This window comes from Stutzerimonas stutzeri (assembly GCF_024448985.1).
GTDB classification, from domain to species: domain Bacteria; phylum Pseudomonadota; class Gammaproteobacteria; order Pseudomonadales; family Pseudomonadaceae; genus Stutzerimonas; species Stutzerimonas stutzeri_AP.
This window is the reverse complement of record NZ_JAMOII010000006.1, coordinates 142,381-169,131: the sequence shown is the minus strand read 5'-3', so window position 1 is coordinate 169,131 and position 26,751 is coordinate 142,381. Positions and strand designations below refer to the sequence as shown.

The window sequence follows — 26,751 nt, the reverse complement described above, 5'->3', positions numbered from 1 at the left end:
CCGGGTGCACTGATGGATTTTTACGGGATGACCGAAGGCGGCGGCACCTGCATCCTTTCTGCACATGAATATCCGCACAAACTGCACACCGTCGGCAAGCCGGCCGAAGGGCACGACATTCGCGTGATCGACGATGAGGGCAACGAGCTGCCCCCTGGCGCTATCGGCGAGGTAGTCGGGCACTCGCCAGCGATGATGATCGGCTACCTGAACAAGCCTGAGAAAACCGCCGAAGCTGAGTGGTTCGACGCCAGCGGCAAGCGCTTCATCCGCACGGGGGACATCGGGCGCTTCGACGATGACGGCTTCCTGACCCTGCTCGATCGCAAGAAGGACATGATCATCTCCGGCGGCTTCAATTTGTATCCGAGCGATCTCGAAGCGATCCTGCGCGAACACCCTGCGATAGCGGACGCAACCGTGGTCGGGATGCCATCCACCCGCTGGGGCGAAACGCCGGTGGCCTTCGTGGTGCTGAAGCCCGGCGCGACGGAAACGCCGCAAGCGCTACTGGACGGGTTCAACAGCCGTGTTGGCAAAACCCAGCGGCTGGCCCGCCTGGAACTGACTGACGAGCTGCCACGCAGCGCCATTGGCAAGGTGCTCAAGCGCGAGCTACGTGATCGCTACCTAGCCGAGCATGGCATAGCGGACTGAGCGGACCGGCAACGCCGGCCGTACGGCCGGTGGATGACAAAACCCCGCTAATCCGGCGCGAAGCTCGGAGTGTGCTTTTGTTGGAGGCCCGCCCTCAGGGCGAAGCTCTTTAGCCGGCAGACAATCCGCTTTCGCCACGGGCCGCGCCTCCCACCGGAGCGAGCCCGTGCCAGGCTCCTCAATAGCCGCGCTGGATATCGATAACGCCGCTTATGGATTGCCCCCTCTCCAGCGCCGCGATCTTGCCGGCGATCTGCTCGATGGTCGCTTCGCGAAGGGTGCGCGCCGAGACATGCGGCGTGATGGTCACTTGCGGCATATTCCAGAATGGATGCGTTGTGGGTAGCGGTTCCTCACGGAACACGTCGAGCACGGCGCGGGCCACGCGGCCTTCTTCGATGGCGCTGCAGAGATCCTGATCCACTAGGTGCTCACCGCGACCGACGTTGATCACCACCGCATCGGGTCTGAGCCGGGCCAGTAGCGAATAGTCGATCAGATCGCGAGTGCTGTCGGTCAATGGCAGCGTGTTGACCAGCACTCGGGTCTCGGCCAGAAATCCGTCAAGCTCCGACTCACCAGCGAAACTACGCACGCCGTCTATGGCGTAGGTGGAGCGCGCCCAGCCACAAACCGGATAGTCCAGTCCCGCCAGTGTGCGGGCGACACGTTGGCCGATGTGCCCCAGCCCGAGCACGCCCACTGGCCACCCGCTGCGTTCGATTGGCCGGCGCAACTTCCATTGCCCTGCAGTCTGTTGCTCGCGGTAGGCATCCATGTCGCGGCTGATGCCGATCACGTGATAGGCAACATACTCGGCCATCTGCACGGCCATGCCGGCGTCTTCCAGGCGCACCACCGGAACATCACGCGGCAGGTTCGGCACCTGGACCAGGGCGTCTACGCCTGCGCCGAGATTGAAGATGGCCTTGAGCTGCGGCTCCTTTTCAAACAACGCGGCCGGCGGATGCCAGACGATGGCGTAGTCGGCGCCGCAGCTCGGCATGTCCGGATGCCAGACCTGAATCTTTGCATTCGGCAGATGCTGCTGGATCAAGTTGGTCCAGCGTTCGGGCTTGGGATCGGCGGCAACAAACAGGATTTTCATAGGCACTCAGCTTCCACTCTTCTGAAAGGATTTGGTCTGCACGACGGCAGACAGGTCATAGCGCCAATCGAAGCTATATCGCGTAAACGTGGCCTTTAGCCTCAAGCAGACGCAAGAGCGCCGGCCAGGTCAGCTTGGCGGCGCTGCCCAGTCCAGCCGATTGCTGGCGAGTGGTCTCGATGGCAGCGGCAGAAGGCATGTGGGTCGGCCCGCAGGACTGGGCGCGCACCTGGATCTCGCACGCCTTCATCAGGAAGTAGAGGTAAGTGAAGGCTTCGGCTACGGTTGCCCCGGCGGTAAGCACCCCATGGTTGCGCAAGATCATCATCTGCTTGCTTCCAAGATCGGCGATCAGCCGCTCACGCTCGCTGAGGTCCAGCGCTACACCCTCATATTCATGATAGGTAATGTGATCCAGACAGAGCATGGCCGTCTGGCTCAGCGGCAGCAGGCCGTCACGATGCGCCGAGACCGCCGTGCCATCGGCCGCATGCAGGTGCATGACCGCTCCGGCGTCTTCGCGTCCCATGTGAATGGCGCTGTGAATGGTGAAACCGGCTGGATTGACCCGGTGCAGGCTGCCGCTCTGGACGATTTGGCCTTCACGGTCGACCTTCACCAGCGATGAGGCGGTGATTTCCTGGAACAGCAGGCCGTACGGGTTGATCAGGAAGTGATGTTCCGGCCCCGGCACACGGGCCGACAGATGAGTGAACACCAAGTCGTCCCAGCCAAAGTGCGCCACCAGCCGATAGGCCGCGGCGAGGTCCTTGCGCACTTGCCATTCCGCGTCCCGATTGTTCCGATTCGTCGAAGTTGAATCTTGCATAGCATCCTCTCCATTGGTCTCGAAGGCGCTCAGTGGCGCATGGCCTGCAATCGGTACGCAGTCGTCAGGCCTCTTGCGCGCTGGCGGCATGCTTGCGGTTTTCCTCTTCCTGCAAGGCGCGCCACATCAGCTTGCCGGTGGATGAACGCGGCAGTGACGGGACGAACTCCACATAGACAGGCGCCTTGTAGGCGGCCATCTCCGCCTTGCACCAGTCGATGATGTCTTGCTCGGTAACCTGTCCAACCTGACCGTCACGCAGCACCACGCAGGCCTTCACCGTCTCGCCGCGCTTGGGGTCGGGACGCGAAATGACGCAGCACTCCTGGATTGCCGGGTGGCGGTACATCAGGCTCTCCACCTCAGACGGCCAGACCTTGAAACCCGAGGCGTTGATCATGCGCTTGACCCGATCGACCAGGAAGAAATAGCCCTCCTCGTCGTAGTAGCCCATGTCGCCCGTGCGGAAAAAGCGCTTGCCGTCCAGTTCGATGAAGGCGCGCTCGGTCTCCTCTGGCCGGTTCCAGTATCCGGCAAAGAGCTGTGGTCCATAGCTGATGATCTCTCCCACTTCGTTGGGGCCGAGTTCGGCCTGAGTGTTCAGGTCGATGACGCGGCTGTCGACATCGAACACCGGAATGCCGAGGCACTGCGCCTTGGGCCGCGGCACCGGATTGATATGGGTGGCCGCGATGGTTTCCGACAACCCGTAGCCCTCGATGTAGCGCAGGCCGGTGAGCCGGTGCAGCTTCTCCTCCACCGCCTTGGGCATCGCCGCGCCACCGCCGCCGACACTGACCAGACTGGACAGGTTGTAGCGCTCCAGATCCGGATCGGAGAGAAAGTCGATGGCCATCGTGGCGATGTTGACCCAGCCGGTCACCTTGTGCCGCTCGATCAGCTCTGCCGCCACCTTGCGGTCCCAGCGGGTCATGATCACTGCGGTGCCGCCGTTATAGATCGGCCCGCTCATGGCGCCCTGCATGCCGGTCACATGGAAGTACGGCAGCGTCGCGAGAATCACCGATTCACTGGTGCTGTTGGTCCAGACCACGCGGTGGATGATCGTCGCCATGGCCGAGCGATGGGTGTGCATGCAACCCTTCGGCGCGCCGGTAGTGCCGGAACTGTAGGGAAACACGCAGAGATCGTTGGGGCCGGCCGTGTGGGGGCCCGGTGTATGGCCAGCACGGATGGCCTCATTCCAGCCGATGCCGCCAGTGAAGCTCGGTGTGACCGCTGCTGCCTGGACTTCAGCCGGCAGGGCCAGGTCGGTGGATTGCCGCACGTATTCGGAATAGGCCGCGACGACCACATGGCGCAGCTGCGCCGTGCCGACCAGCGGCGCGATGAAGCCGGTCAGCTCCTGCCCGCAGAGACTCACCGTAGCGCCGGTGTCGTGCAGGTAATGCTCCAGCTCGGCGCTGTGGTTCATCGGGTTGACCGGCACCACCACCGCGTCTGCGCGAAGAATCGCGTAGTAGGCGATGGTGAACTGCGGTGAGTTCTGCATGTACAACAGCACCCGATCACCCTTGGCGACCCCCAGGTCCTGCAGATAGCCGGCCAGCGCTTCCACTTCACGCAGCAGCTCGGTGTAGGTGATCAGGGTGTCGTAATAGATGATCGCCGTCTTGTCCGGAAAACGCCGCGCGGATATTTCCAGATTGGCGAACAGACTGGTTTCCGGCACCGTCAGATGTTTCGGCAAATCATCGGGCCAGACCGCGTGATGACGAGTGAACATTAAAGAACTCCTGAATCGCTATGGACGGCCAGTTCGGCCATGGCCCGTTCTTCGCCCCACTCGAGCCAGCCCCGGGTGTCGCGCAAGGGAGTGATGGCGATGCGCTTCTCGCGCAGCGCGGTGACATCGAGTTCGGGATCGACGAGGTGCGCCGAAGAGTGCTCGAAACCGAGCCACCAGTAAGGTAAGCCTCGACCGTCCCGGCCCGCCTGCAGCCGTGGGCGGGCGATCGAGCCGCGTGATTGCTTGGTCATCCGCAAGTGGCTGACCGCATCAGCCGGGCAGGCCGGAAAGTTGAGGTTCCAGCAGCAACCGCCCTCCTCCCGACGCGCCCAGAGCGCACGGATCGTGGTTTCAGCATAAGTTTCGACACAGGACCAGTCGATACTGGTGCGGTCGAGAAAGGCCTGGCTCAGCCCGATGGCGGGTAGCCCCAGCAGGTCGGCACTGAGCACCGCACCCAAGGTCCCGGAATACGGCACCGAGTCGCCGATATTCGCCCCGCTGTTGATGCCGGACAGGACCAGCTCCGGCGGTGAATTCTGCAGCCATTCAGCCATCGCGAACATGACGCAGTCAGACGGTGTACCGGAGACGGCGAAGCGCCTTTCCCCATGGTGATACACCCGCAACGGCGAATGCACTGAGATGCCCTGGCCAGTGCCGCTCTGGTCGTGCTCGGGCGCCACAACCCAGACTTCTTCGGCCAGTTGCGCAGCGATCCGCTCGAGCAGTGCGAGCCCCGGTGCGGCGATGCCGTCATCGTTGGTCAGCAGCACGCGCCGCAGCAATGGACCGGTCATGACAGTGCTCCCTTGTCACCGCTCTGGGCGATGCGCCAGCCGGCTTCTGCAAGCAAACCGGCGCGCTGGCCGACCTGCAGCGCATCGGCATTGCTGGCATTGCCCTGCAACGCACGGGCGTAAACGCCTTGCAGAATCGCCGCGAGCCGGAATAGCGAAAAGGCCACGAAGACATGCCACTGCGCAACATCAGCGCGCCCGCTCTGCCGACAGTAGCGCTCAAGAACCTCCTGCTCAGATGGGATGCCCTGCGCGTGCAAGTCGGTGCCAACCAATCCACGCAGGCCATCGACACCGGCTGGCAGGTGATAAGGCAGGCAGAAATAAGCGAGATCGGCCAGCGGATGGCCCACGGTGGACAGCTCCCAGTCGAGAATTGCCGCTACCTTCGCCTGCCCCGGCTCGAAGATCAGATTACCGAGGCGGTAATCGCCATGAGCGATAGCGCACTCATCGTGCTGCGGCACTTGCTCAGGCAACCACTGCATCAGCCGTTCCATTTCAGGCATGTCGCCTGTGCGGGACGCCTGATACTGGCCGGACCACCGCTTTACCTGCCGGGCGAAATAACCCTGCGCCTTGCCGAAATCGGCAAGCCCGACCGCTTCTACATCCACCTGATGCAGCTCGGCCAGCGTATCGACAGCGGCGAGATGGATCGGCTGTCGTTCCTCGACGCTCATGCCCTCCAACGCCGGGTGGCTGAAAATCCGGCCTGTCACATGATCCATCAGGTAGAAAGCGGTGCCGATGATGCTGTCGTCCTCGCACAGCAGATGCACGCGCGGCACCGGCACGCGGGTGTGCTCGGACAGCGCGCGGATCACCTTGTATTCGCGCTCGACCATGTGCGCGGAAGGCAGCACCTTGCCTGGCGGCTTTTTGCGCAGCACATAACGGCGCCCGGCGCTCTCTAATAGATAGGTAGGGTTGGACTGACCACCCTGGAACTGAAGAATGCTCAGTTCTTCACCCATCTCCGGCACGTGCAAGCGCAGATACCGAGCCAGCGCGACCTCATCGAAGCGATGTGCCGGCAGGACCTCAATCAGTTCCGGTTCGCTCATTACCGGCCCCTCAGCATGCGGTTTCGCCGCCATCGGCGACGATTACCTGGCCGGTGATATAGGCACTGGCCGGCGCTGCAAGGAACACCGCCAAACCGGCGATATCCACCGGCTCGCCGATACGTCGTAGTGGCGTCTTTTCGGCGGCGCGGCGTACCCGCTCCGGATCATCGAGCAGTGCCTTTGCAAAATCGGTACGCACCAGCCCCGGCGCGATGGCGTTGACGCGAATGCCCTTGGGGCCCCACTCGGCAGCCAGATTGCGTGCCAGCGCCGCTTCGGCTGCCTTGGACACACCGTAGGTGCCGATCACGGTATTGCCTCGCAGGCCGGCAATACTGGAAAGCATGATCACCGCACCCTCACCGCGCTCGGCCATCTGCGGCAGGACCATGTTGGACAGCCAGAAGGTGCCCTTGACGTTGGTGTCCATGATCTTGTCCCAGGCGTCGTCGGTCAGCTCGCTGGTTGGACCATAGACAGGGTTGGTGGCCGCGTTGCAGACCAGTACGTCGATGCGCCCCCAAGTTTGCAGGGTGGTGTCGACCAACCGCTGCAGGTCTTCCTTGCGGCCTACGTGGCAAGGTACCGAGATGGCCTCGTAGCCGGCAGCGTTGAGTTCGCCCGCCACCGCCTCGCAGGCATCGGCCTTGCGGCTGGAAATGACGACGCGGGCGCCGCACCGGGCCATCTCTTCGGCGATGGAGCGGCCAATACCGCGAGTGGAACCGGTGATCAGCGCCACCTTTCCGGTCAGATCAAATAGCGGATTATTCATGACTGCATCCTTCTTATAGGTTTTGTCGGAGGCTCAGCGCTTTTTGGAGTAGTTCTGCAGCTCCAGCTTGGCGATGGTGTCCAGATGCACCTCATCCGGGCCGTCCGCCAACCGCAGGGTCCGCTGATGAGCCCAGGCCGCCGCCAGGAAGCTGTCCTGGCAGACGCCCTTGGCGCCGTGAACCTGAATGGCGCGATCAAGCACCCGCAACGCCATGCTCGGTGCGGCGGCCTTGATCATGGCAATTTCCTGCCGCGCCACTTTGTTGCCGACCGTGTCCATCATGCGCGCCGCTTTGAGCGTTAATAGGCGGGTCTGCTCGATTTCGATACGCGAACGGGCGATGTCCTTGCGGATCGAATCGAAATCCGCCAGCGGCTTGCCGAACGCCACGCGGGAATGAACGCGCTCGCACATGGCTTGCAGCGCGCGCTCGGCCACACCGATGGTGCGCATGCAGTGGTGGATGCGGCCTGGGCCGAGACGACCCTGAGCAATCTCGAAACCACGGCCCTCGCCCAGCAACATATTGCTCGCCGGGACGCGGACATTGTTGTAGTGAATCTCGGCATGACCGTGAGGCGCGTGGTCGTAACCAAATACGTGGAGCGCGCGGGTGATTTCCACGCCGGGCGTATCCAGCGGCACGAGGATCATCGACTGCTGCCGATGGCGCTCGGCCGTGGGATCGGTCTTACCCATGACAATGGCGATCTTGCAGGAGGTTGCCATCGCGCCGGACGACCACCACTTGTGCCCGTTGATCACATACTCGTCACCTTCGCGGCGGATCTCGCAGGCGATATTGGTGGCGTCGGACGAGGCCACGTCAGGTTCCGTCATGGAAAAGCAGGAGCGGATCTCGCCATCGAGCAAAGGCTTGAGCCACTGCTCCTGCTGTTCCGGCGTGCCATAGCGCGTCAACACCTCCATGTTGCCGGTGTCCGGCGCCGAGCAGTTGAAGACCTCAGCAGCGCCGTGGGAGCGCCCCATGATTTCGCAAAGATGGGCGTATTCGAAATTGGTCAGCCCGGCGCCAAACTCACTCTCTGGCAGGAACAGGTTCCATAGCCCCTGCGCCTTGGCTTTGTGCTTGAGCTCTTCGAGGATCGGCGGCGGCGCCCAGCGATCCGCTGCGGTGGCGACCTGTTCATGAAAGAGATGTTCGTTGGGATAGACATGCTCTTCCATGAAAGCCGTCAGCTGTTCATGAATCTGGAGCGCTTTACCAGTCAATTCATACATCGCCGTTCTCCTTCTTGTTGTTTTGCGAGGGCAACGAAAATGGCACCCCTTGCGGATGCTCGCTGCCGGAGCGCAGGCGGAAAGTCGCTTCGCCGATCGCCAGCAGACGATCATCCTGGTCGCGTACTTCGCCGGAACTGTTGAAAATTCGGTTGCCACCGGCACGCCGCTTACCGATGGCGCGGATGACGCCGCCTGAACACTGGCCGGTAAAAGTCGTGTTGAGTACCAACGTCATGGCCTTGCGCACGCGCCCTGGGTAAGGACAGTAGGTGCCTGCCTCGGCCAGTACCACATCAAGTAGCGATGTCAGCACCCCGCCATGGAGCACACCTGCCATGTTCAGATGGCAAGCCTGCACATCCAACTCAATAACCGCCTCGTTTTCAGACCAAGACACCTGACGATAGCCAAGCACCTGATGAAAGCCCGGCAAATCCTTGCCTCCGCTAATCGGCTGGTGATCGCTCGGGGCCTCGCTCGTCAGCTGATCCACGTCCACTCCGTTCATCGGGCAGGTTTCGGGCGTAAGGTCGTGGTGGGCGTCCAGGCATGCCTCAATTCCTTCCCGATAGTTCTGATGTCGAGCCGCATAGCGTGTCCTCTGGATTGTTTTTATGACGAATCCGCTTCCTTTTGAAGCTGGCATGCCTGAAACGATGCGTCAATTCGAAATCCAGTTCCATCAGGCAGAATTATGACGACCCACAAACAGAACCGTCTAAGCTCAATGTCGAAGTGCCATAGCGCCATTCAGCCAAGCGGTTGGACATATTGGGAAAGATATGAAAGATGACGATAGCGCTCTGCTGGTGGTTGAAAAAGCTGCACGCTATGTTAGCTTTCGGATAACTATGCAGAAATTAGTTTTGCTGTGCGAAACAGAGAGCGATGCAAGTGCAAGAAAGTGGCCGTCAGCCAGACAATTACAACAAGAGGACGCGTTATGAAATCCATGCTCAAGAAGTTACTCGTACCCGCTAGCCTGGTCGCGCTGGCGATCGGTGCGGTTGCACCGCAGATGGCCGCCGCGCAGGACGTCGCCAAATGGCGTGTCCAGTCCCATTGGCCGAGCGCCAGCAGCTCCTATAAAGACAGTCTGGTTCGCCTGAAGACTGAGCTCGAACGACGTACCGAAGGCCGCCTGCAATTGCAGCTGTTCGAGGCCGGCGCTCTGTTCAAAGATACGGAAACCTTCAACGCGGTCAGCCGCGGTATCTTGCAGATGGGCACGATCTCCCCCGGTTACGCCCAGGACAAAATAATCTTGGCCGGTATCGCCTCCGGTCTGCCCTTCGCCTTCCGCAACGTCTGGGAAGCCGCGTATTTCCACAAGCACATGGGCTTCGAAGACATGCTTCGCGAGGAAGCGGCCAAGCACAACGTGTACTGGTCGACTGACAAGGTTTACCCCACCGAGATGGTTGTGAAGAAGCCAATCAACAGCTGGGAAGACTTCACCAAGCTGAAGATCCGCTCCTCGGGCGCGCTGCAGAAATTCCTCAGTGAAGCCGGTGCTTCAACCACCTTCCTGCCGGGTAGCGAACTCTATCCTGCGCTGGACACCGGCGTGGTCGACGCTGCGCATTGGGGCGCCGCCCAGGGTGCGGCGAGCATGAGCTTCTATGAAGTGACCAAGTACCACGTCAAACCGGCACTAAACATTGCCGGTACCGATGTGATCATTGTCAGCCAGAAGGCGCTCGACGCGCTGTCCGAGGAAGATCAGAAAGTCGTCAAGCAGGTCCTGGACGAGCAGTTCTGGTTCCGTACCAACGAGTACCTGTATCAGGAGCAGATTGCCCTCTCCAACGCCATCAAGGAACACGGTGTTGAGGTCAACACGCTACCCGATGACGTTCAGAAGCGCCTGACCGAAGTCGCGCAGAAGACTTGGGACGCCGAAGGCAAGCGCAGCGAAAACGCGGCCAAGGCGCTACAGATGCTCAAGACCATGCTTGGCGATCTCGGCTACCTCTGACCTGACAAGCTCACCAGCGCACCCGGCATTCGTGATGGCGCCACTCAATCCTGCCATCACGGGCGCCCGGTGCGGGTTCGCTCCCGATTCTCCGTGCTGTCCTGGAGTTAGCGATGCGCTTAATTCATGCGTACATAAACGGCATTACGCGGCTGAACAATGTGATCGGTCGCTGGGCGGCGTATCTGATCTTCGTCATTTTTCTATTGCTGATTGGCGAAGTGTTCATGCGATACCTATTTGCCTCGCCGACCTCATGGACTAACGAGCTCGGGCAAATGCTGTTCGGCCTCTACATCGTCCTGTCCGGTGGTTACGTCCTGGCCCATCGCGGCCATGTCAGTGTCGATCTGCTCTATAGCGCACTGTCGCGGCGCACCCAGGCCTGGCTGGATATCTTCACCTCTGTAATGTTTTTCCTCTTCGTGGCGGCCCTGCTGTATTTCGGTAGTTCTATGGCCTGGGAGTCGATTCAAAGCATGGAAACCTCCTACTCGGCTTGGAATCCTCCGATCTGGCCGATAAAAGCGGCCATCCCAATCGCAGTCGGACTGCTACTTCTGCAAGGTGTGGCAAAGCTGCTTGAAGACATACTCGTCGCGCTGAATCTCGAGCCTGGTCTTGATCTGCCTGAATCATCCAAGGAGGGGCAAGAATGAGCATCGAGATCACCACCCTGCTGTTCTTCTTATCGCTTATTTTTTTCCTGATTCTTGGTTTGCCGCTGGCCTTCGTACTCGGCGGAGTTTCGGTCCTGTTTCTGTATTTCACCTGGGGCGTCGACGCCTTCTACATGGTGGCCTCGCAAATGTGGGGCACCATGGGCAGCTTCACGCTGGTGGCCATCCCGCTGTTTGTCTTCATGGCGATGCTGCTCGAACGCACCGGCGTCGCCCGCGACCTCTATCGCATGATGCATCTGTGGTGCGGCGGCATGCGTGGCGGCCTGGCGGTTGGCACGCTCGGCATCTGTGCGGTCTTCGGCGCGATGGTCGGCATCAGCGGTGCAGCGGTAGTGGCCATGGGCACCATCGCGTTGCCGGCCATGCTCGAGCGCGGCTATGACAAGCGCATGGTGCTTGGCTGCATCAACACTGGCGGTGGTTGGGGCATTCTGATTCCGCCGAGCATCATGATGATCCTCTACGCGATGATCAGTGGTGTCTCGGTAGGCAAGATGTTCGCCGCGGGTGTGCTACCAGGCATCCTGCTGGTGGCTCTGACCGTTATCTATGTACTGGGTCGCTGCTTTTTCCAGCCGCATCTGGCACCAGCGCTACCGAAAGAGGAACGCGGAAGCTGGAGCGACAAGCTACATGCCGTCCGCGCGGTAATCCTGCCCATCGGCATCGTGGTGATGGTGCTTGGCTCGATCATCGGCGGCATGACCACACCTACCGAGGCCGCCGCCATGGGCGTGCTCGGCGCACTGATCTCCGCTGCGGTTTACCGCAAGCTCAACTGGGAAATCGTTCAGGAAGCTGCCATCCGCACCTTCAAGCTGACCGGGATGATCGCCTGGATTCTGTTCGCAGCCCATGCGTTCAGCTCGGCTTATCAGGGAATGGGCGCGCAGTCGCTGATCGAAGGCTTGATGATGGATCTGCCAGGCGGACGCTGGGGCATCATCATCACCATGATGGCCGTGGTGTTCCTGATGGGGATGCTGCTCGACCCGGTGGGCATCATGCTGATCACCCTCCCGGTGTTCTTGCCGATCGTGGCATCGCTGGGCTTCGACCCGATCTGGTTCGGCATCCTCTTTGTGATCAACATGGAGATCGGCTATATGACGCCGCCGTTCGGGTTCAACTTGTTCTACCTGAAGGGCATCGTGCCGCCGGGCATTACCATGCGCGACATCTACTGGTCGGTAATACCTTTCGTGATCGTCAACATCATTGGGCTAGGCATCATCATGGTCTTCCCAGAGATTGCCACGTATCTGCCAAACCTGCTGTTCTGATTGCCTGCACTGAGAACGAAAAAGCCGGGGCAGATGCTCCGGCTTTTTCTTGCGTATCGATTAGATGATGTTGGCGTAGTCAGCCTCGATGCGGTCCAGGCTGAGATGATTGAGGAAGTTGGAGAAACACATCCAGGCTGAAAGCGCGTTCAGGTCTTGGAATTGCTGTGGCAGGTATTTGGGCGGAACCACCATTCCCTCCTCCACCAGTTGGCGCAGCGTGCGCATGTCTTCCAAAGTGGTCTTGCCGCAGAACAGCAGCGGGATTTGCTCCAGCTTGCCCTTGCGCACCGCTAGCTGGATGTAGTTGTAGATCATGATGAAACCCTTCAGGTAGGACAGGTCCTTGGTGAAGGGCAAACCATTCGGGAGCGAGCCGCGAAATACCCGGCTGGCGTTGCTGTAGCACTCGTCCTCGGCGTAGCCCTGGTCGCGGAAGAAGGCGAACACATCGAGGAAATCCGCGCCCTCTTCGGCCATGTGGATGGCGCGGGTGCGGTTGGTGAGCTTGCGCAGCCGCGTCGGATAGGACGCGAAGGCGATCACTTCCATCAGGATCGCCAGGCCTTCCTGAGTCACGGTGGACGACGGCGGTCCCTTGGCGAGGAAAGTACAGATCGGCTGGTTCTGTCCATTGAGCGTGGTGCCGACGTGCACCAGCCCTTCGTGAACTTCCAGCGCACGTACGTCGCGCTCGTTGAACATCGCATCGCTGCGAATCTTGATGTAATCGGCGCCGGCTGCGGCGTCGGCCAGAATGCCATCGGACTCGAACACGCGGATCACGCCCTCGCCTTCGCCGAACACCAGGTCCAAGCGCCGCTGCAACATCTCCACCGCCTGCGGGGCGGTCAGTACCTTGGCTTCGTCCTTGAGATCACCCCGGTCGGCGATGTTGTTCAAGTAGTCCGACAGCATCAGGCCGAGGTCGGACAAGGTCGGGTCGCCGGCATGGAAGGCATCCGAAGCGGCGCCGTAAAGCTCCTGAGAAATCAGACCGAAGTCAGCGGTTCCACGCGCTTCGAGCATGCGGATCACCATGCGATATTCCTTGCACATCCGACGCATGATCTGCCCGACCGGGTTGAACTGCCCCAGCTGACGGGTAATGTCACGCTCGATGTTTTGGAACTCTTCCTTCTTAGCGCTGGAGTCGAAGGCCAGCGGACGACCTTCGTAATAAGCGCGGTCGACCTTGGGCAGCTCGCGCCCGTTTGCTGCGAAAAAGCCTTGGCGGACATGCTCGTCCCACTTCACAGCATCGAGCACCCGCACTGGAGTTTGCGCTTCCACGATGCGGTCGGACAGCGCACGAACGGTGCTTTGGTACTCATCGAGATTGTTACGGGTATTCATCCGTACCTCGTCAGTGATCCGTAGCCTTCAACTTATACATCAGCGGACCCTCGCGATCCGTGTCCGGTTCGCGAACAGCCGCGCCGGCGGTATAAAGTTGTCGGCAGCCGGTGACCGATCTGAAGCCATCGAGCCGGTGGTGATAGGTGCAGGCACCATGCGGCAACTGCAGTGATGCGGAGGTTGGCGTTCGGTGCGGTGCAGCTCCGGTTCCAGCGCGACTGCCAGATGCACGCAGCGGGAACGGCTACCCGCTCGGCAAGTCTCGCCGAGCGGGAACAGCCGAGGTCAGACCTCGGGACGCATATGCGGGAACAGAATCACGTCGCGGATTGACGGCGAGTTGGTCAGCAGCATCACCAGGCGGTCGATGCCAATGCCCTCGCCCGCTGTCGGTGGCATGCCGTACTCAAGTGCGCGTACGAAGTCGGCATCGAAATGCATGGCTTCGTCGTCACCGGCATCCTTGTCACGCACCTGCGCGTGGAAGCGCTCAGCCTGGTCTTCAGCGTCGTTAAGCTCGGAATAGGCATTGGCGATCTCGCGACCACCGATGAACAGCTCGAAGCGGTCTGTAACGCTTGGGTCGTCGTTGCTGCGACGGGCCAGCGGGGACACTTCGAACGGATAACGGGTGATGAACGTCGGCTGCTCCAGTTTGTGCTCGACCAGTTCCTCGAAAATCATCACCTGCAGCTTGCCCAGGCCTTCGAAGCCGAGCACCTTGGCTCCCGCTTTCTTGGCGATAGCTCGAGCGGTATCGACGTCCTGCAGGTCAGCGGCGCTGATCTCGGGGTTGAATTTCAGGATCGCATCGAATACTGACAGACGCGCAAACGGCTCGCCGAAATGGAACACTTTGTCGCCGTACGGCACGTCAGTACTGCCCAGAACGAGCTGCGCCAACTCGCGGAACAGCTCCTCGGTCAGGTCCATGTTGTCTTCGTAATCGGCGTAGGCCTGGTAGAACTCGAGCATGGTGAACTCGGGATTGTGCCGGGTCGAAACGCCTTCGTTACGGAAGTTGCGATTGATCTCGAAGACGCGCTCGAAGCCACCGACTACCAACCGCTTGAGGTACAGCTCCGGCGCGATGCGCAGGAACATCGGCAGATCCAACGCGTTGTGATGCGTTTCGAACGGCTTCGCAGCTGCGCCGCCCGGAATGGTCTGCAGCATCGGCGTTTCGACTTCGAGGAAGTCGCGCTCGTTGAGAAACTTACGGATGTGGCCGATTACTTGGGAACGCACACGGAAGGTGTGGCGGGTTTCCTCGTTGACGATCAGGTCGACGTAGCGCTGGCGGTAGCGCTGCTCGGTATCTGTCAGGCCGTGATGCTTGTCCGGCAGCGGACGCAGCGACTTGGTCAGCAACCGCACATCGGTCATCTCGACGTAGAGGTCGCCCTTGCCCGAACGCGCCAATGTGCCCTCGGCGGCAATGATGTCGCCCAGATCCCAGGTCTTCACCGCGTCAAGAGTTTCGGCCGGCAAGGTCTTGCGGTTGACGTAGACCTGGATGCGCCCGGTCATGTCCTGGATCACCATGAAGGCGCCGCGGTTGAGCATGATGCGCCCGGCCACCTTCACAGGGATCGCCGCTTCTGCCAGCTCTTCCTTGGTCTTGTCCGCGTATTTCTGCTGCAAGTCATTGCAGTAGTTATCGCGACGGAAGTCGTTGGGGAAAACATCGCCCTTGGCGCGCTCGGCGGCCAGTTTTTCCTTGCGCTGAAGGATCAGGCTGTTTTCTTCCTCTTGGATGGCGTGCTGGTTCAGCGGTTGTTCGCTCATGGTTTCAAGTGCCTAGCGGGTGGTGCGGTGTGTTGTTTGTAGGAGCGAGCTTGCTCGCGAATCAGGCTGCCTGCGCCGGACGACTCGGGCAGTGCCTATCGAGCGCCCATTCGCGAGCAAGCTCGCTCCTACACGTTAAGTGGCGACGTCAAAACAACGGGCCGGGTCAAAGGCCTTGTTTCAAGCTCGCTTCGAGATACTCGTCGATATCCCCATCAAGCACTTTGTCGCAATCGCTGCGCTCGACACCGGTGCGCAAATCCTTGATGCGTGACTGGTCGAGCACGTAAGAACGGATCTGGTGGCCCCAGCCGATATCCGACTTGGTGTCTTCCAGCGCTTGGGACGCCGCGTTGCGCTTCTGCATCTCCTGCTCGTACAACTTGGCCCGCAACATTTTCATGGCGGTGTCCTTGTTGGCGTGCTGGGAACGTTCGTTCTGGCAGCTGACCACAGTGTTGGTCGGTACGTGGGTAATCCGCACGGCCGAGTCAGTGGTGTTTACGTGCTGACCACCGGCACCGGAAGAACGGTAGGTGTCGATGCGCAGGTCGGCCGGGTTGATCTCGATCTCGATGTTGTCGTCGATTTCCGGCGAGACGAATACTGCGGTAAACGAGGTGTGGCGACGATTGCCGGAGTCGAACGGGCTCTTGCGCACCAGGCGATGCACACCAATCTCGGTGCGCAGCCAGCCGAAGGCGTATTCGCCCTTGATGTGCAAAGTGGCGCCCTTGATGCCGGCGACTTCGCCCTCGGACAGCTCCATGATGGTCGCGTCGAAGCCGTGTTTGTCGGCCCAGCGCAGGTACATGCGCAGCAGCATGTTGGCCCAATCCTGAGCCTCGGTGCCGCCGGAGCCGGCTTGGATATCAAGGTAGGCGTTATTGGGGTCCATGTCGCCGCTGAACATGCGGCGGAATTCAAGCCCTTCGAGAATACCGCGCAGTCGCTCAAGCTCGGCGGCTACGTCGTCCACGGCACTCTGGTCGTCTTCTTCGACGGCCATGTCGAGCAGGTCGCGCGAGTCGGCCAGGCCGCCCTCAAGGTCATCGATGGTCTCGACGATCTGGGCCAGCGTGGCGCGCTCACGGCCCAGATTCTGGGCATATTCGGGGTTGTTCCAGACGCTGGGGTCTTCGAGTTCGCGGTTTACTTCGACGAGGCGATCATGCTTTTGATCGTAGTCAAAGATACCCCCGAATTGACTGGGTGCGGTCGGACAGGTCCTTGATGCTGTTAAGGATCGGGTTGATTTCCATAGATAGGCAGCTCTCAAGCGGACGTTTTGAAAAGCCGACGATTATAGCGCAGCAGACTGCGGCTGACAGCCCGTGCGGGATCGCTGGCGCGATGAATGTCAAGCTCGGTTAAAAAGCCAGAATGGCGGGGGCTATGATCAAGCCCCCTGACCGGCATCAGGCCGAGACGCCGCGCACCTGGCTTTCCAGTTCGGCTTTCAACCCTGCGTCGAGCTTGAGCTGACGGGCCAGCTCGTCCAGGTAGGCACGTTCCATGAAATGCTCTTCGTCGACCATCAGCACACTGGCCAGATACATTTCCGAGGCCATTTCCGGCGTGGTGGCGGCAGCGGCGACCTCGACCGGATCCAGCGGTTTGTTCAGCTCCGTTTCCAGCCAGCGTTGCAGCTCGGGGTCGCCGGTCATCTGTGCGAACTCGGCCTCGATCATCTTGCGTTCCTGATCGTCAACATGACCATCAGCCTTGGCCGCGGCGACCAGCGCCCGGAGAATGCCGCGGCTGTGCTCTTCCACCTGTTCTGGCGGCAGCCGATCGACCGTCTTCGGCTCGGCCTGCGCGGTGCTCGTTCGCGCCGCGCCAGCCTGCTGCGCCTGCCAGTTGCCATAGGCCTTGTAGGCCAGCATGCCGAGCGCGGCCAAGCCGCCGTAAGTGACTGCCTTACCGCCCAGGCGGCGCCCGCTCTTGCTTCCCAGCAACATCCCAAGTGCTCCGGCCGCCATCGCGCCACGCCCGCCACTGCCGCCACTGCCGCCACTGCCGCCACTGCCGCCACTGCGGCCACCTAGAATGCCACCGAGGGAACCACCCGCTCCCGAGAGAATGCCACCGAGCGAACCGCTGCCCCCGGGATTCGATTGCCGCGAAATCGATCCCTGCTGCTTCTGCAGCAGGTCCTGACCGGACTTAAGCAACTGATCGAGCAAACCGCTGGTTTTCATGAGTGTCTCCTGCAAAAAAGAATGAACCGGATTCAATCGAGCGAATCGGGAACCTGCCGAATCGGCGTATTTCGATGGGCGGCGCGCACGTATTGCGCAGGCCACGGCACTGAGTTGTCACGCAGATCTTCGGCGGCATGCAGCGGCCAGTAGGGATCGCGCAACAACTCGCGGGCCAGCAGGATCAAATCGGCCTGCCCGGTGCGCAGAATGTGCTCGGCCTGGACCGCTTCGGTGATCATGCCGACCGTTCCGGTGGCGATACCCGCCTCGCGTCGGACCTGTTCGGCGAACTGCGTCTGGTAACCGGGTCCAACTGGAATCTCGGCATTGACGGCGGTGCCGCCAGAAGACACGTCGATCAGATCCACGCCTACGGCTTTCAGGCGGCGGGCCAGTTCGACGGTTTCTTCGGGATTCCAGCCGTCCTGAACCCAGTCGGTGGCGGACAGGCGAACGAACAACGGCAACTCTTCCGGCCACACGCTTCTCACCGCCTGAGTCACTTCCAGCAGCAGTCGAATGCGGTTGTCGAACGAGCCGCCGTAGCCATCCTGGCGCTGGTTGGACAAAGGCGACAGGAACTGATGCAGCAGATAGCCGTGGGCGGCGTGCACTTCGGCGACCTTGAAACCCGCCGCCAGTGCGCGTTCAGCGGCGCGCACGAAGGCCTGAATGACGCCTTTGATTCCCACCTCGTCCAGCGCAGTAGGCACAGCATGCTCCGGATCGAAGGCGATGGTGGACGGGCCGACCGGCGTCCAGCCGCCAGCAGCGATCGGAACGCTGCCGTGCCGCCCAAGCCAAGGCTGCCAGGTGCTCGCCTTGCGTCCGGCATGGGCCAGCTGAATCCCGGCAACCGAGCCTTGAGCATGGATGAAGCGCGTGATTCGGCGCAGCGGCTCGATATGGTCGTCAGACCAGATGCCAAGATCTTCCGGCGAAATACGCCCGTCGGCGATAACGGCGGTCGCCTCGATGATGACCAGGCCCGCACCGCCTACCGCGCGGCTACCCAGATGCACCAGGTGCCAGTCGTTGGCCATACCGGCCTTGGCCGAATATTGGCACATGGGCGAAACAGCAATGCGGTTGGGCAACGTCAACTGGCGCAGAGTAAGTGGTTGGAAAAGCTGTGTCATGGAAACCTCGACTGCGTTGGATGCGGGTTGGACATCCCTCAGTACAGACTGTTTCGACGATCTTGCCTGGTCACGGCTGCGCTTGGTGTATGAATGGGTGACGGCGTGTTGCGAGGTTGATGGTGGGCTGGACGTAGCTGTGGGCTAGTAGCACACGCGTGTTAGTGCGAGCTCCGTGTAGTGGTTTGCCGCGCCCCCACACCCCAGCCCTCTCCACGGAGGGCGGGAGCTAGATTGATGCTGTTTCGAGCGGCTGCGTGTTTAGCCTGACTATGCTGGAGCCGTCGTTTCGCGTGAGAACAATTTGTGCGGCTGCTTACTGTCTCGGTTCGGTCCATCGCTATAGGCCATGCGAACTCGGTCCAGTCCCCTCTCCCTGAGGAAGAGGGCCAGGGTGAGAGGAAAAGGTCGTCACGACACCCAGGCGGCGGATGCCCCACGCATCAAAAAAGCAACACTCAACGCGCCGCGATATGCGCGACCAACAACTGAACGCTTTCGCGACCGCGAAATTCGTTGACGTCCAGCTTGTAGGCCAGATCGGCCCAACGCACATTTGGGTTGGGCCAGACGTCCCGGTCGATATTAAAGGCGATGCCATCTAGGGTCAGAGAGCCGCATTCGCTCTTGAGCACCAACTTCAGGTGCTTTTCGCCGACCAGGCGCTGTTGCACCAACTGAAACACGCCATGGAATACCGGCTCGGGGAAATGCTGCCCCCAGGGCCCCGCATTACGTAGCGCCTTGGCCAGCTCCAGATGAAATTCTTCGATGCTGAGCTGACCATCGGTCAGCAATCGACCAGTGAGATCGTCCGCGCACAACTGGCGCCGGACCTCGGCATCGAACGCCGCCGCAAAGGTATCGAAATTGGCTTGCGGCAACGACAGACCGGCCGCCATCGCATGGCCGCCAAACTTGCTGATCAGACCGGGGTGGCGCGCTGCGACTGCATCCAGCGCATCGCGAATATGGAAGCCCGGCACCGAGCGCGCCGAGCCTTTCAGAATCCCTTCTCCTGCATCGGCGAAGGCGATGGTGGGCCGGTGATAGCGTTCTTTCAGCCGCGAAGCGAGGATGCCGATGACACCCTGGTGCCAATCTGGCTCGAACAGGCAAAGGCCGAACGGCATATCGTCGTGCGGCAAATCCTTGAGCTGCGCCAGCGCCTCGCGCTGCATGCCCTGCTCGATGCCCTTGCGGTCCTGATTGAGCTGGTCGAGCTGCACGGCCATGTCGCGCGCCAGTGCTTCGTCTTCACAAAGCAGACATTCGATGCCCAGCGCCATGTCGTCCAGGCGCCCCGCCGCGTTCAACCGTGGGCCGAGGATGAAACCAAGATCGGTTGAAGTGATGCGCTTGTGGTCACGTCCGGCGACTTCAAGAATCGCACGCAAGCCGGGGCGCGCCCGCCCCGCGCGGATCCGCGCCAAACCTTGATGTACCAGGATGCGGTTGTTGGCATCCAGCGGCACGACGTCAGCGACACTGCCCAGCGCTACCAAATCAAGCAGCTCGGCCAGGTTCGGCTCGGCCCAACCATTGCGGTTGAACCAACCCTTTTCCCGCAGCGCCGCGCGTAGAGCCAACAGCACGTAGAAGATCACCCCGACGCCCGCGATGCACTTGCTGGGGAACGCGCACTCCGGCTGGTTGGGATTGACGATGGCATCGGCCGTCGGTAGCTCGTGCCCCGGCAGGTGATGGTCGGTCACTAGCACCTTGAGCCCTGCCGCCTTGGCGGCAGCCACGCCGTCCACGCTGGAAATGCCGTTATCCACCGTCACCAGCAGATCGGGCTGACGCTTGAGCGCCACGGCAACGATTTCAGGCGTCAGGCCGTAGCCATATTCGAAGCGATTGGGGACGAGATAATCCACGTGGGCGGCGCCGAGCTGACGCAAGCCGAGCACGCCAACCGTGCTGGCGGTGGCACCGTCGGCATCGAAATCGCCGACGAACAGAATACGCTGACGCTGCTCAAGCGCCTCGACCAATAGCGACACGGCCCCATCGATGCCCTTCAATTGGCTGTAGGGAATCAGCTGCGCCAGACCCTTGTCCAGTTCGGCCACCGACTGTACGCCGCGCGCCGCATACAGGCGCGTCAGCAGAGGCGGCAGGTCGCCCAGGTCAGGCAGGGTCGCAGGCAAAGATCGGTGTTCTATACGCATTTTCGGTCAACAACTCGAAGGGACAGAAAAACTCAACGCTCGCCGAGCAGCCATTGCAGGGAAACTTCGAACTGGCCGCGCTCGTCGGTGATGAACAGGGTGCCGTCACTGATCATCACGCCCCACTGGAGGCTGCGCGGCAGGTCCTTGACCAGCTCGGCGAGACTGTCCGACTCGATGGCAGCGATGGACAGGTTCTTCAACCCCTTCACCGCATCGACCACCTTGCCCTGCCAGACCCGCAGGTTGCCGTAGGCCACCAGGCTGACACGCTCGGCACGCCGGGAGCACCAGGTCAGGCGTTCGGCATCCGGTTGGCCGACTTCAATCCAGTGCAACACGCGGCCATCCAGGCTCTTCTCCCACAGCGCCGGCTCGTCCACATCGGAAAGCCCTCGGCCGAACGCCAGCTGCTCGCTGTACCACAGCGCATAGGCGATCAACCGGATACCCAGGCGCTCCTCGGTTTCGGACGGATGACGCGCCACGGTGAAGCGCAGGTTTTCGTAAACGCCGCGATCAAGATCGGTCAGGTTGAGTTCGACCTTATAGGGAGTCGCTTGCAGGGCCATGGGAGCGTCACCTGGAAAAAGGGGCGCAGTCTAGCAAACCGCGGCGGCAGGCTGCTGGCTTAACAGGCTGTTGGAAAACGTAGGCGAGGCAGGCAAGACAAGCGCAACGACCAACGGAGTAACAGCCGCAGTGGCCCGAAGGGTGAGCGTAGCGAATCACGCGGAGTTTAGTGGTCTAAATGAGCAGTACTCACTTCGTTCGCCCTCCGGGCCGCGCTGAAGCGCGTTAGCCGCGAGCGGCTTGCCGAGTATGTTTTTAACGCAGTATTGCCAACGCAGGTAGTTTTCCAGCGGCCTGTTAAATGGCCACCCGGACACAATTACGCCCCGCCGCCTTGGCCTCATAAAGGGCCCGATCTGCCTCGCCCATCAGGCGGTCGAGGCTGTAGCCGGCACGCGTCGTATCACTCACACCAATGCTGACACTGAGGATGCCGGACTGACTGAATGGCAAGTTGGCGAACTCGCTGCGGATACGCTCGGCCACGTCGCGGGCGACCCGGGCATTGGCATCCGCCAACAGGCAGGCAAACTCTTCACCGCCTATTCGTCCGAAGACATCCTGCCGGCGCATGCGCGACTTCATTACCTGACAAAAGCTGATCAGCGCATGGTCGCCGACCTTGTGGCCAAAGGTGTCATTGAGGCGCTTGAACTGGTCCAGGTCGCAGAGCAGCAGCGTCACCTGCTGTCCGGCGTCGCGACAACGCAGCAACAGCCGCTCGCCATGCTCGACGAAGGCCCGCCGATTGCCGATTCCAGTCAACGGATCGCTGAGCGACGCCTGGCGATGCTCCAACTCGGCCCGCTCGCGCACCATCGCCAGCGTCACGAAGGCGATGCCCACTGCGTAGAGCATGGTTTCGAAGATCACCAGAGCGAAGAAATTGAACTGCCCGGACGCCTCGAAGGGACGGCCATGATCGAATGGGATACGCAAGGTATAGACCGCAATATGTACCGCCATCAGCACCAGGGCCGGATGCAGGGACACCTGAATCACCTTCCGGCTACGCCACAGTTCCGCCATGGCCAGGCCTATATAAATGATGGTGAACAGCGACAGCGTAGCGATCCGCAACCGCAGCGCATCCGCTTCGAAGAAGGCCGGAAAAAGACAGAGACCCGCCCAGATCAGCGGAGCAGCAACGATCCCTTGCCAGTGTGGCTGGCGACCGGCGAACACGCGCATCGCCGTCCAATTGAAGGCCAGCGCCAGCACCAGCAGCGAGTTACCCAAGACGATGGGCACCCAGTCGATGCCCATATTGCGCAGCGCACCCAGCGCCGTGGAGACGACGCCGAGAAAAAGCGTCAGGCAGAGATAACCGAGCGTCGGCTCGCGACGGCCGCTACGCCAGGCCAGGAACATCAGGAGCGCCACCAGTAGCATCACATAGATGTCGGCGACGATGAGGGTTGGGACGCTTAACTGCATGGTGGCACCGGCCTAGCGCCCACCCGGTCGATCGACCCAGATTCTAAAGCGCGAAGAACTTCGCAATTTTAGCGACTCGCCATGGCAATGTCCTGCAATCGGGAAGGCAAAAGCTAACCGTCTGGGAAAAACCGCTCGGCCGAGATGCTTTGACAATCATTCTCATTCTGTTTAGCATCGCCGACATCAAACAGGCTCAACGGGTAGCTCTTATGTACGTCTGTCTTTGCCAGGGTGTAACCGACGGTCAGATCCGTGACGCCATTTACGATGGCTGCTGCAGCTATCGTGAAGTGCGTGAAGCCACGGGCGTAGCGACTCAATGCGGAAAATGCGCCTGCGTCGCCAAGCAGGTTGTTCGCGAGACCTTGAGCGATATCCAGAGCGCCAACGCCTCCCTCGCCTATCCGGCCGGCTTCGCACCCGCCTGATACAAATTAATTTCCCCGAGCCGGGCACATGCCCGGCTTTTTTATGCCTGCAAATCAAGATGTTGCTATCGAGTCGCGGAACAGACTTATTCTTATTCCGCTTTACCCTTTAACATTCAATGACTTAGGTTTGACAGGACCTATGTTCGTGGCCAGACTGCGCGCAATACGCACATGATTCGACGCAGGACACCGACATGAAAGGCGACAAGCTAGTCATCCAGCACCTGAACAAAATTCTCGGCAACGAACTGGTCGCTATCAACCAGTACTTTTTGCATGCCCGCATGTACGAAGACTGGGGGCTGGGCAAGCTCGGCAAGCACGAGTACGAAGAGTCCATCGACGAGATGAAGCATGCGGACAAGCTGATCAAGCGCATCCTCTTTCTCGAAGGCCTGCCCAACCTGCAGGACCTGGGCAAGCTGCTGATCGGCGAAAACACCCGTGAAATGCTCGATTGCGACCTCAAGCTGGAACAGGGCGGCGTGCAGGATCTCAAGGTCGCCATCGCCTACTGCGAAAGCGTCGGCGACTACGGTAGCCGCGAATTGCTTGAAGACATTCTTGAGTCAGAGGAAGAGCACATCGACTGGCTAGAAACCCAGCTGAGTCTGATCGACAAGGTCGGTATGGAGAATTACCTGCAGTCCCAGATGGACGAGTAACCCATCCTTATGCTGTAAAAAACGGGAGCCATCGGCTCTCGTTTTCGTTTTGGCGCAGGCCCCCAAGACTTGTCCGGTGGCGATACCGAAGCTTCCAGCGCCTCGAAATACAGAGTTGCAGCCACAAAAAACCCGCCGTTTGGCGGGTTTGACAACGCATCGCGATCAGGCGCCGGCTTTTTCCACAGCCTGCTTGATCAGCGGCTGCAGCTCGCCCTTCTCGAACATCTCGAGGATGATGTCGCTACCCCCGACCAGCTCGCCATCGACCCACAGCTGGGGGAAGGTCGGCCAGTTGGCGTACTTCGGCAAGTTGGCGCGAATCTCTGGATTCTGCAGGATGTCGACGTAAGCGAACTTCTCGCCGCAGCCCATAACGGCCTGTGTCGCGCGGGCGGAAAAGCCGCACTGCGGCGCGTTGGGCGAGCCTTTCATGTACAGCAGCACCGGGTTCTTTTCGATCTGCTCTTTGATGGTTTCGATGATATCCATGGGGCACCTCGGCTAGTCACGGTTGGCGCGCATTGTACAGAACAGCGCCATAAAAGCCGAGTCGCGGGCTCGGCTTTTATCCCCAATCGCTTGCGAACGTTCGCTTGTAGCCCGTATTTCTGGCGCGCCCAGGCCGATTTGCGCCCGCGAAGGCTTTCTGGATAAGATCGCGCCTTTCCCGTTTCGTCGCTTCCCGTGCGACCCCTGTCGTAGGCCTTCTCTTTTCCGTAGAAAACTCTCCGGCCTCGACTGCGGCAATAAAGGTAGTTGATATGAGCGCAAGACACTTTCTCTCACTGATGGATTGCACGTCCCAGGAGCTACTCGGCCTGGTCCGTCGCGGCATCGAGCTGAAGGATCTGCGCCAGCGCGGCATTCTGTTCGAGCCGCTGAAAAACCGCGTCTTGGGGATGATCTTCGAGAAGGCCTCGACACGGACCCGTTTGTCCTTCGAGGCCGGCATGATTCAACTCGGCGGCCAGGCGATCTTTCTTTCGCCCCGCGATACCCAACTGGGCCGCGGCGAGCCGGTCAGTGATTCGGCCATCGTCATGTCCAGCATGCTCGATGCGGTCATGATCCGCACCTTTGCCCATGCCACGCTCACTGAGTTCGCCGCTCATTCAACGGTACCAGTCATCAACGGGCTGTCCGACGATTTGCATCCTTGTCAGTTGCTGGCCGACATGCAGACTTTCCACGAACACCGCGGCAGCATCGCCGGCAAGACGGTAGCCTGGATCGGCGATGGCAATAATATGTGCAATTCCTATATGGAAGCGGCCATTCAGTTCGACTTTCAGCTGCGTATCGCCTGCCCGGAGGGCTACGAGCCCGAAGCCGAATTGCTGACGCAGGCCGGTGATCGCGTCCAGCTCGTCCGCGATCCGCGCGAAGCCGCCGCTGGCGCTCATCTAATCAGCACCGATGTCTGGGCGTCGATGGGACAGGAGGATGAAGTGGCCGCACGTATCGCCACCTTCCGCCCTTATCAGGTCGACCGTGCCTTGCTCGACGTCGCCGCCGAAGACGTACTGTTCATGCACTGCCTGCCCGCCCATCGCGGTGAAGAGATCAGTCATGACCTGCTCGACGATCCTCGCTCGGTAGCCTGGAACCAAGCCGAGAACCGCTTGCACGCCCAGAAGGCATTGCTTGAATTCCTTGTCGAGCCGGCCTATCACCACGCATGAGTTCTCCACCGCTTCTGCACCTTCGCAATCTGGACTGCGGCTATGGCGGCCAAAGCGTCGTGCAGAACCTCAACCTGCACCTCAAGCGCGGTGATATTGGCTGCCTGCTAGGGCCATCCGGCTGCGGCAAAACCACCACGCTACGAGCTATCGCCGGCTTCGAACATGTCAACGAAGGCGAGATCCAACTGGGCGACGCCGTCATTTCGCGACAAGGCTTCACGCTCGCGCCGGAGAAGCGCCGGATCGGCATGGTTTTCCAGGACTACGCCCTGTTCCCGCACCTGACCGTTGCCGAGAACATCGCGTTCGGCATCCGCAAGCATCCGCACCACGCCCGTATCGTTCGTGAAATGCTCGACCTTGTGCATCTGGCACCGCTCGGCAAGCGCTATCCGCATGAACTATCCGGTGGCCAGCAGCAGCGTGTCGCCCTCGCCCGCGCACTCGCACCCGAGCCGGAGCTTTTGCTACTCGACGAACCCTTCTCCAACCTCGACGGCGACCTGCGGCGTCGCCTGAGTCATGAGGTGCGAGAGATCCTCAAAGCTCGCGGCACCAGTGCCATCCTCGTCACGCACGACCAGGAAGAAGCCTTCGCGGTCAGCGATCAGGTCGGGGTATTCAAAGATGGTCGCCTGGAACAGTGGGACACGCCGTACAACCTTTATCACGAGCCGCTGACGCCCTTCGTCGCGAGCTTCATTGGTCAGGGTTATTTCATCCGCGGTCAGTTGATCGACCCCGAAACGGTACAGACCGAACTCGGCGTCATTCGCGGCAACCGTGCCTACACCATGCCGGCCGGCAGCTCCGTGGATGTCCTGCTGCGCCCGGATGACATCGTTTACTCGCCGCAAAGTGCGCTCAAGGGACTCATCGTCGGTAAGACCTTCCTCGGCGCCTCGACCCTGTATCGCCTGCAATTGCCGACCGGCAATCAACTCGAAGGCATTTTTCCCAGCCATGCCGATTACCCGACCGGGCAGGAAGTCGGTATCGGCATCGCTGCCGATCACTTGGTGGTGTTTCCCGCGCAGGGCAGTATCGCTGCTCATGAAAAGCTGCCGGAAGCAGGCGTGCGCCGTTACAGCAGCGGCATTTGACCTTCA

The 26,751-nt window shown here is 60.7% G+C and carries 25 protein-coding genes; 8 read left to right on the top strand and 17 right to left on the bottom strand.

The features are described from left to right. Positions 1–657 (top strand): class I adenylate-forming enzyme family protein (locus tag NA647_RS10270; protein WP_256057591.1); only part of this gene is annotated, 657 nt, incomplete at its 5' end. 178 nt (positions 658–835) lie between these two features. On the opposite strand, the gene NA647_RS10265 is transcribed toward NA647_RS10270, so the two are convergent. The 8 genes from NA647_RS10265 to NA647_RS10230 form a co-directional block, all read right to left on the bottom strand. Then, positions 836–1,765: a 2-hydroxyacid dehydrogenase gene (locus tag NA647_RS10265; protein WP_256057589.1), complete on the bottom strand. Its 930-nt coding sequence runs from the start codon at positions 1,763–1,765 to the stop codon at positions 836–838. 73 nt (positions 1,766–1,838) lie between these two features. After that, positions 1,839–2,594 (bottom strand): class II aldolase/adducin family protein, encoded by a 756-nt coding sequence (locus NA647_RS10260; RefSeq protein ID WP_256057588.1) that lies wholly within the window; start codon positions 2,592–2,594, stop codon positions 1,839–1,841. A 64-nt stretch (positions 2,595–2,658) separates the two neighbouring features. Next, positions 2,659–4,341, bottom strand: a complete 1,683-nt coding sequence (locus tag NA647_RS10255) for a long-chain fatty acid--CoA ligase (RefSeq protein WP_256057587.1) — start codon at positions 4,339–4,341, stop codon at positions 2,659–2,661. Next, entirely contained in the window at positions 4,341–5,144 is an 804-nt protein-coding gene (gene surE / locus NA647_RS10250; protein ID WP_256057586.1) for a 5'/3'-nucleotidase SurE, read from the bottom strand. Before surE ends, NA647_RS10255 begins: the two co-directional genes overlap by 1 nt. Next, positions 5,141–6,211: a phosphotransferase gene (locus NA647_RS10245; RefSeq protein ID WP_256057585.1), complete on the bottom strand. Its 1,071-nt coding sequence runs from the start codon at positions 6,209–6,211 to the stop codon at positions 5,141–5,143. The genes surE and NA647_RS10245 overlap by 4 nt, the downstream gene beginning before the upstream one ends. A 10-nt stretch (positions 6,212–6,221) precedes the next feature. Further along, positions 6,222–6,989 (bottom strand): SDR family NAD(P)-dependent oxidoreductase, encoded by a 768-nt coding sequence (locus tag NA647_RS10240; protein WP_256057584.1) that lies wholly within the window; start codon positions 6,987–6,989, stop codon positions 6,222–6,224. Positions 6,990–7,022: 33 nt separating this feature from the next. Then, on the bottom strand, positions 7,023–8,234 hold the full coding sequence (locus tag NA647_RS10235; RefSeq protein WP_256057583.1) for an acyl-CoA dehydrogenase family protein: 1,212 nt from the start codon (positions 8,232–8,234) through the stop codon (positions 7,023–7,025). Then, complete coding sequence (locus NA647_RS10230) at positions 8,227–8,745, bottom strand: PaaI family thioesterase (protein ID WP_256057599.1); 519 nt, start codon at positions 8,743–8,745, stop codon at positions 8,227–8,229. Before NA647_RS10230 ends, NA647_RS10235 begins: the two co-directional genes overlap by 8 nt. A gap of 435 nt (positions 8,746–9,180) precedes the next feature. Here NA647_RS10230 and dctP point away from each other — a divergent pair, with 435 nt between their 5' ends. The 3 genes from dctP (at position 9,181) to NA647_RS10215 (ending at position 12,181) form a co-directional block, all read left to right on the top strand. Then, positions 9,181–10,215: a TRAP transporter substrate-binding protein DctP gene (dctP, locus tag NA647_RS10225; protein WP_256057582.1), complete on the top strand. Its 1,035-nt coding sequence runs from the start codon at positions 9,181–9,183 to the stop codon at positions 10,213–10,215. Positions 10,216–10,328: 113 nt separating this feature from the next. After that, positions 10,329–10,874: a TRAP transporter small permease subunit gene (locus tag NA647_RS10220; RefSeq protein ID WP_256057581.1), complete on the top strand. Its 546-nt coding sequence runs from the start codon at positions 10,329–10,331 to the stop codon at positions 10,872–10,874. Next, entirely contained in the window at positions 10,871–12,181 is a 1,311-nt protein-coding gene (locus tag NA647_RS10215) for a TRAP transporter large permease (RefSeq protein WP_256057579.1), read from the top strand. Before NA647_RS10220 ends, NA647_RS10215 begins: the two co-directional genes overlap by 4 nt. 60 nt (positions 12,182–12,241) lie before the next feature. Here the strand turns inward: NA647_RS10215 and NA647_RS10210 are convergent, their stop codons facing one another. The 8 genes from NA647_RS10210 to NA647_RS10175 form a co-directional block, all read right to left on the bottom strand. After that, positions 12,242–13,537: a flavohemoglobin expression-modulating QEGLA motif protein gene (locus NA647_RS10210; RefSeq protein ID WP_256057578.1), complete on the bottom strand. Its 1,296-nt coding sequence runs from the start codon at positions 13,535–13,537 to the stop codon at positions 12,242–12,244. 288 nt (positions 13,538–13,825) lie between these two features. Then, a complete protein-coding gene (gene lysS / locus NA647_RS10205; RefSeq protein ID WP_256057577.1) occupies positions 13,826–15,328 on the bottom strand; it encodes a lysine--tRNA ligase in 1,503 nt (500 codons plus the stop codon). A gap of 166 nt (positions 15,329–15,494) precedes the next feature. Further along, a protein-coding gene (gene prfB, locus NA647_RS10200; RefSeq protein WP_256057576.1) for a peptide chain release factor 2 occupies positions 15,495–16,590 on the bottom strand; the annotation gives its coding sequence in 2 pieces (ribosomal slippage) (positions 15,495–16,517 and positions 16,519–16,590; 1,095 coding nt in all). A gap of 156 nt (positions 16,591–16,746) precedes the next feature. Next, positions 16,747–17,529: a tellurite resistance TerB family protein gene (locus NA647_RS10195; protein WP_256057575.1), complete on the bottom strand. Its 783-nt coding sequence runs from the start codon at positions 17,527–17,529 to the stop codon at positions 16,747–16,749. 32 nt (positions 17,530–17,561) lie between these two features. Continuing rightward, positions 17,562–18,671, bottom strand: coding sequence for an NADH:flavin oxidoreductase/NADH oxidase (locus NA647_RS10190; protein WP_256057574.1), 1,110 nt, complete (start codon positions 18,669–18,671; stop codon positions 17,562–17,564). 458 nt (positions 18,672–19,129) lie between these two features. Next, on the bottom strand, positions 19,130–20,845 hold the full coding sequence (gene recJ / locus NA647_RS10185; RefSeq protein ID WP_256057573.1) for a single-stranded-DNA-specific exonuclease RecJ: 1,716 nt from the start codon (positions 20,843–20,845) through the stop codon (positions 19,130–19,132). Between the two features lie 32 nt (positions 20,846–20,877). Beyond that, on the bottom strand, positions 20,878–21,417 hold the full coding sequence (locus NA647_RS10180; protein WP_256048025.1) for a YaeQ family protein: 540 nt from the start codon (positions 21,415–21,417) through the stop codon (positions 20,878–20,880). A gap of 298 nt (positions 21,418–21,715) precedes the next feature. Further along, on the bottom strand, positions 21,716–22,855 hold the full coding sequence (locus tag NA647_RS10175) for a GGDEF domain-containing protein (protein ID WP_256057572.1): 1,140 nt from the start codon (positions 22,853–22,855) through the stop codon (positions 21,716–21,718). 212 nt (positions 22,856–23,067) lie between these two features. On the opposite strand from NA647_RS10175, the gene NA647_RS10170 reads away from it, so the two are divergent. Then, positions 23,068–23,286 carry a bacterioferritin-associated ferredoxin gene (locus tag NA647_RS10170; protein ID WP_256057598.1) on the top strand — a complete coding sequence of 73 codons (219 nt, stop codon included), beginning with the start codon at positions 23,068–23,070 and terminating at the stop codon, positions 23,284–23,286. Positions 23,287–23,483: 197 nt separating this feature from the next. Then, positions 23,484–23,954 (top strand): bacterioferritin, encoded by a 471-nt coding sequence (bfr, locus tag NA647_RS10165; RefSeq protein ID WP_131648065.1) that lies wholly within the window; start codon positions 23,484–23,486, stop codon positions 23,952–23,954. Between the two features lie 165 nt (positions 23,955–24,119). On the opposite strand, the gene grxD is transcribed toward bfr, so the two are convergent. Then, entirely contained in the window at positions 24,120–24,446 is a 327-nt protein-coding gene (grxD, locus tag NA647_RS10160) for a Grx4 family monothiol glutaredoxin (protein WP_131648064.1), read from the bottom strand. Positions 24,447–24,718: 272 nt separating this feature from the next. On the opposite strand from grxD, the gene argF reads away from it, so the two are divergent. Together argF and NA647_RS10150 are read left to right on the top strand one after the other, a co-directional pair. After that, positions 24,719–25,639, top strand: a complete 921-nt coding sequence (gene argF / locus NA647_RS10155) for an ornithine carbamoyltransferase (protein WP_256057571.1) — start codon at positions 24,719–24,721, stop codon at positions 25,637–25,639. Then, a complete protein-coding gene (locus NA647_RS10150) occupies positions 25,636–26,745 on the top strand; it encodes an ABC transporter ATP-binding protein (RefSeq protein WP_256057570.1) in 1,110 nt (369 codons plus the stop codon). The genes argF and NA647_RS10150 overlap by 4 nt, the downstream gene beginning before the upstream one ends. Positions 26,746–26,751: the final 6 nt, after the last annotated feature.

Coding starts and splice junctions, on each gene's coding strand:
- recJ (WP_256057573.1), bottom strand. CDS start 20,845: ATGCGTATAGAACACCGATCTTTGCCTGCGACCCTGCCTGACCTGGGC.
- NA647_RS10235 (WP_256057583.1), bottom strand. CDS start 8,234: ATGTATGAATTGACTGGTAAAGCGCTCCAGATTCATGAACAGCTGACG.
- NA647_RS10255 (WP_256057587.1), bottom strand. CDS start 4,341: ATGTTCACTCGTCATCACGCGGTCTGGCCCGATGATTTGCCGAAACAT.
- NA647_RS10150 (WP_256057570.1), top strand. CDS start 25,636: ATGAGTTCTCCACCGCTTCTGCACCTTCGCAATCTGGACTGCGGCTAT.
- NA647_RS10265 (WP_256057589.1), bottom strand. CDS start 1,765: ATGAAAATCCTGTTTGTTGCCGCCGATCCCAAGCCCGAACGCTGGACC.
- grxD (WP_131648064.1), bottom strand. CDS start 24,446: ATGGATATCATCGAAACCATCAAAGAGCAGATCGAAAAGAACCCGGTG.
- NA647_RS10240 (WP_256057584.1), bottom strand. CDS start 6,989: ATGAATAATCCGCTATTTGATCTGACCGGAAAGGTGGCGCTGATCACC.
- NA647_RS10215 (WP_256057579.1), top strand. CDS start 10,871: ATGAGCATCGAGATCACCACCCTGCTGTTCTTCTTATCGCTTATTTTT.
- surE (WP_256057586.1), bottom strand. CDS start 5,144: ATGACCGGTCCATTGCTGCGGCGCGTGCTGCTGACCAACGATGACGGC.
- bfr (WP_131648065.1), top strand. CDS start 23,484: ATGAAAGGCGACAAGCTAGTCATCCAGCACCTGAACAAAATTCTCGGC.
- NA647_RS10210 (WP_256057578.1), bottom strand. CDS start 13,537: ATGAATACCCGTAACAATCTCGATGAGTACCAAAGCACCGTTCGTGCG.
- NA647_RS10245 (WP_256057585.1), bottom strand. CDS start 6,211: ATGAGCGAACCGGAACTGATTGAGGTCCTGCCGGCACATCGCTTCGAT.
- dctP (WP_256057582.1), top strand. CDS start 9,181: ATGAAATCCATGCTCAAGAAGTTACTCGTACCCGCTAGCCTGGTCGCG.
- NA647_RS10180 (WP_256048025.1), bottom strand. CDS start 21,417: ATGGCCCTGCAAGCGACTCCCTATAAGGTCGAACTCAACCTGACCGAT.
- NA647_RS10175 (WP_256057572.1), bottom strand. CDS start 22,855: ATGCAGTTAAGCGTCCCAACCCTCATCGTCGCCGACATCTATGTGATG.
- NA647_RS10190 (WP_256057574.1), bottom strand. CDS start 18,671: ATGACACAGCTTTTCCAACCACTTACTCTGCGCCAGTTGACGTTGCCC.
- argF (WP_256057571.1), top strand. CDS start 24,719: ATGAGCGCAAGACACTTTCTCTCACTGATGGATTGCACGTCCCAGGAG.
- lysS (WP_256057577.1), bottom strand. CDS start 15,328: ATGAGCGAACAACCGCTGAACCAGCACGCCATCCAAGAGGAAGAAAAC.
- NA647_RS10230 (WP_256057599.1), bottom strand. CDS start 8,745: ATGAACGGAGTGGACGTGGATCAGCTGACGAGCGAGGCCCCGAGCGAT.
- NA647_RS10170 (WP_256057598.1), top strand. CDS start 23,068: ATGTACGTCTGTCTTTGCCAGGGTGTAACCGACGGTCAGATCCGTGAC.
- NA647_RS10260 (WP_256057588.1), bottom strand. CDS start 2,594: ATGCAAGATTCAACTTCGACGAATCGGAACAATCGGGACGCGGAATGG.
- NA647_RS10220 (WP_256057581.1), top strand. CDS start 10,329: ATGCGCTTAATTCATGCGTACATAAACGGCATTACGCGGCTGAACAAT.
- NA647_RS10195 (WP_256057575.1), bottom strand. CDS start 17,529: ATGAAAACCAGCGGTTTGCTCGATCAGTTGCTTAAGTCCGGTCAGGAC.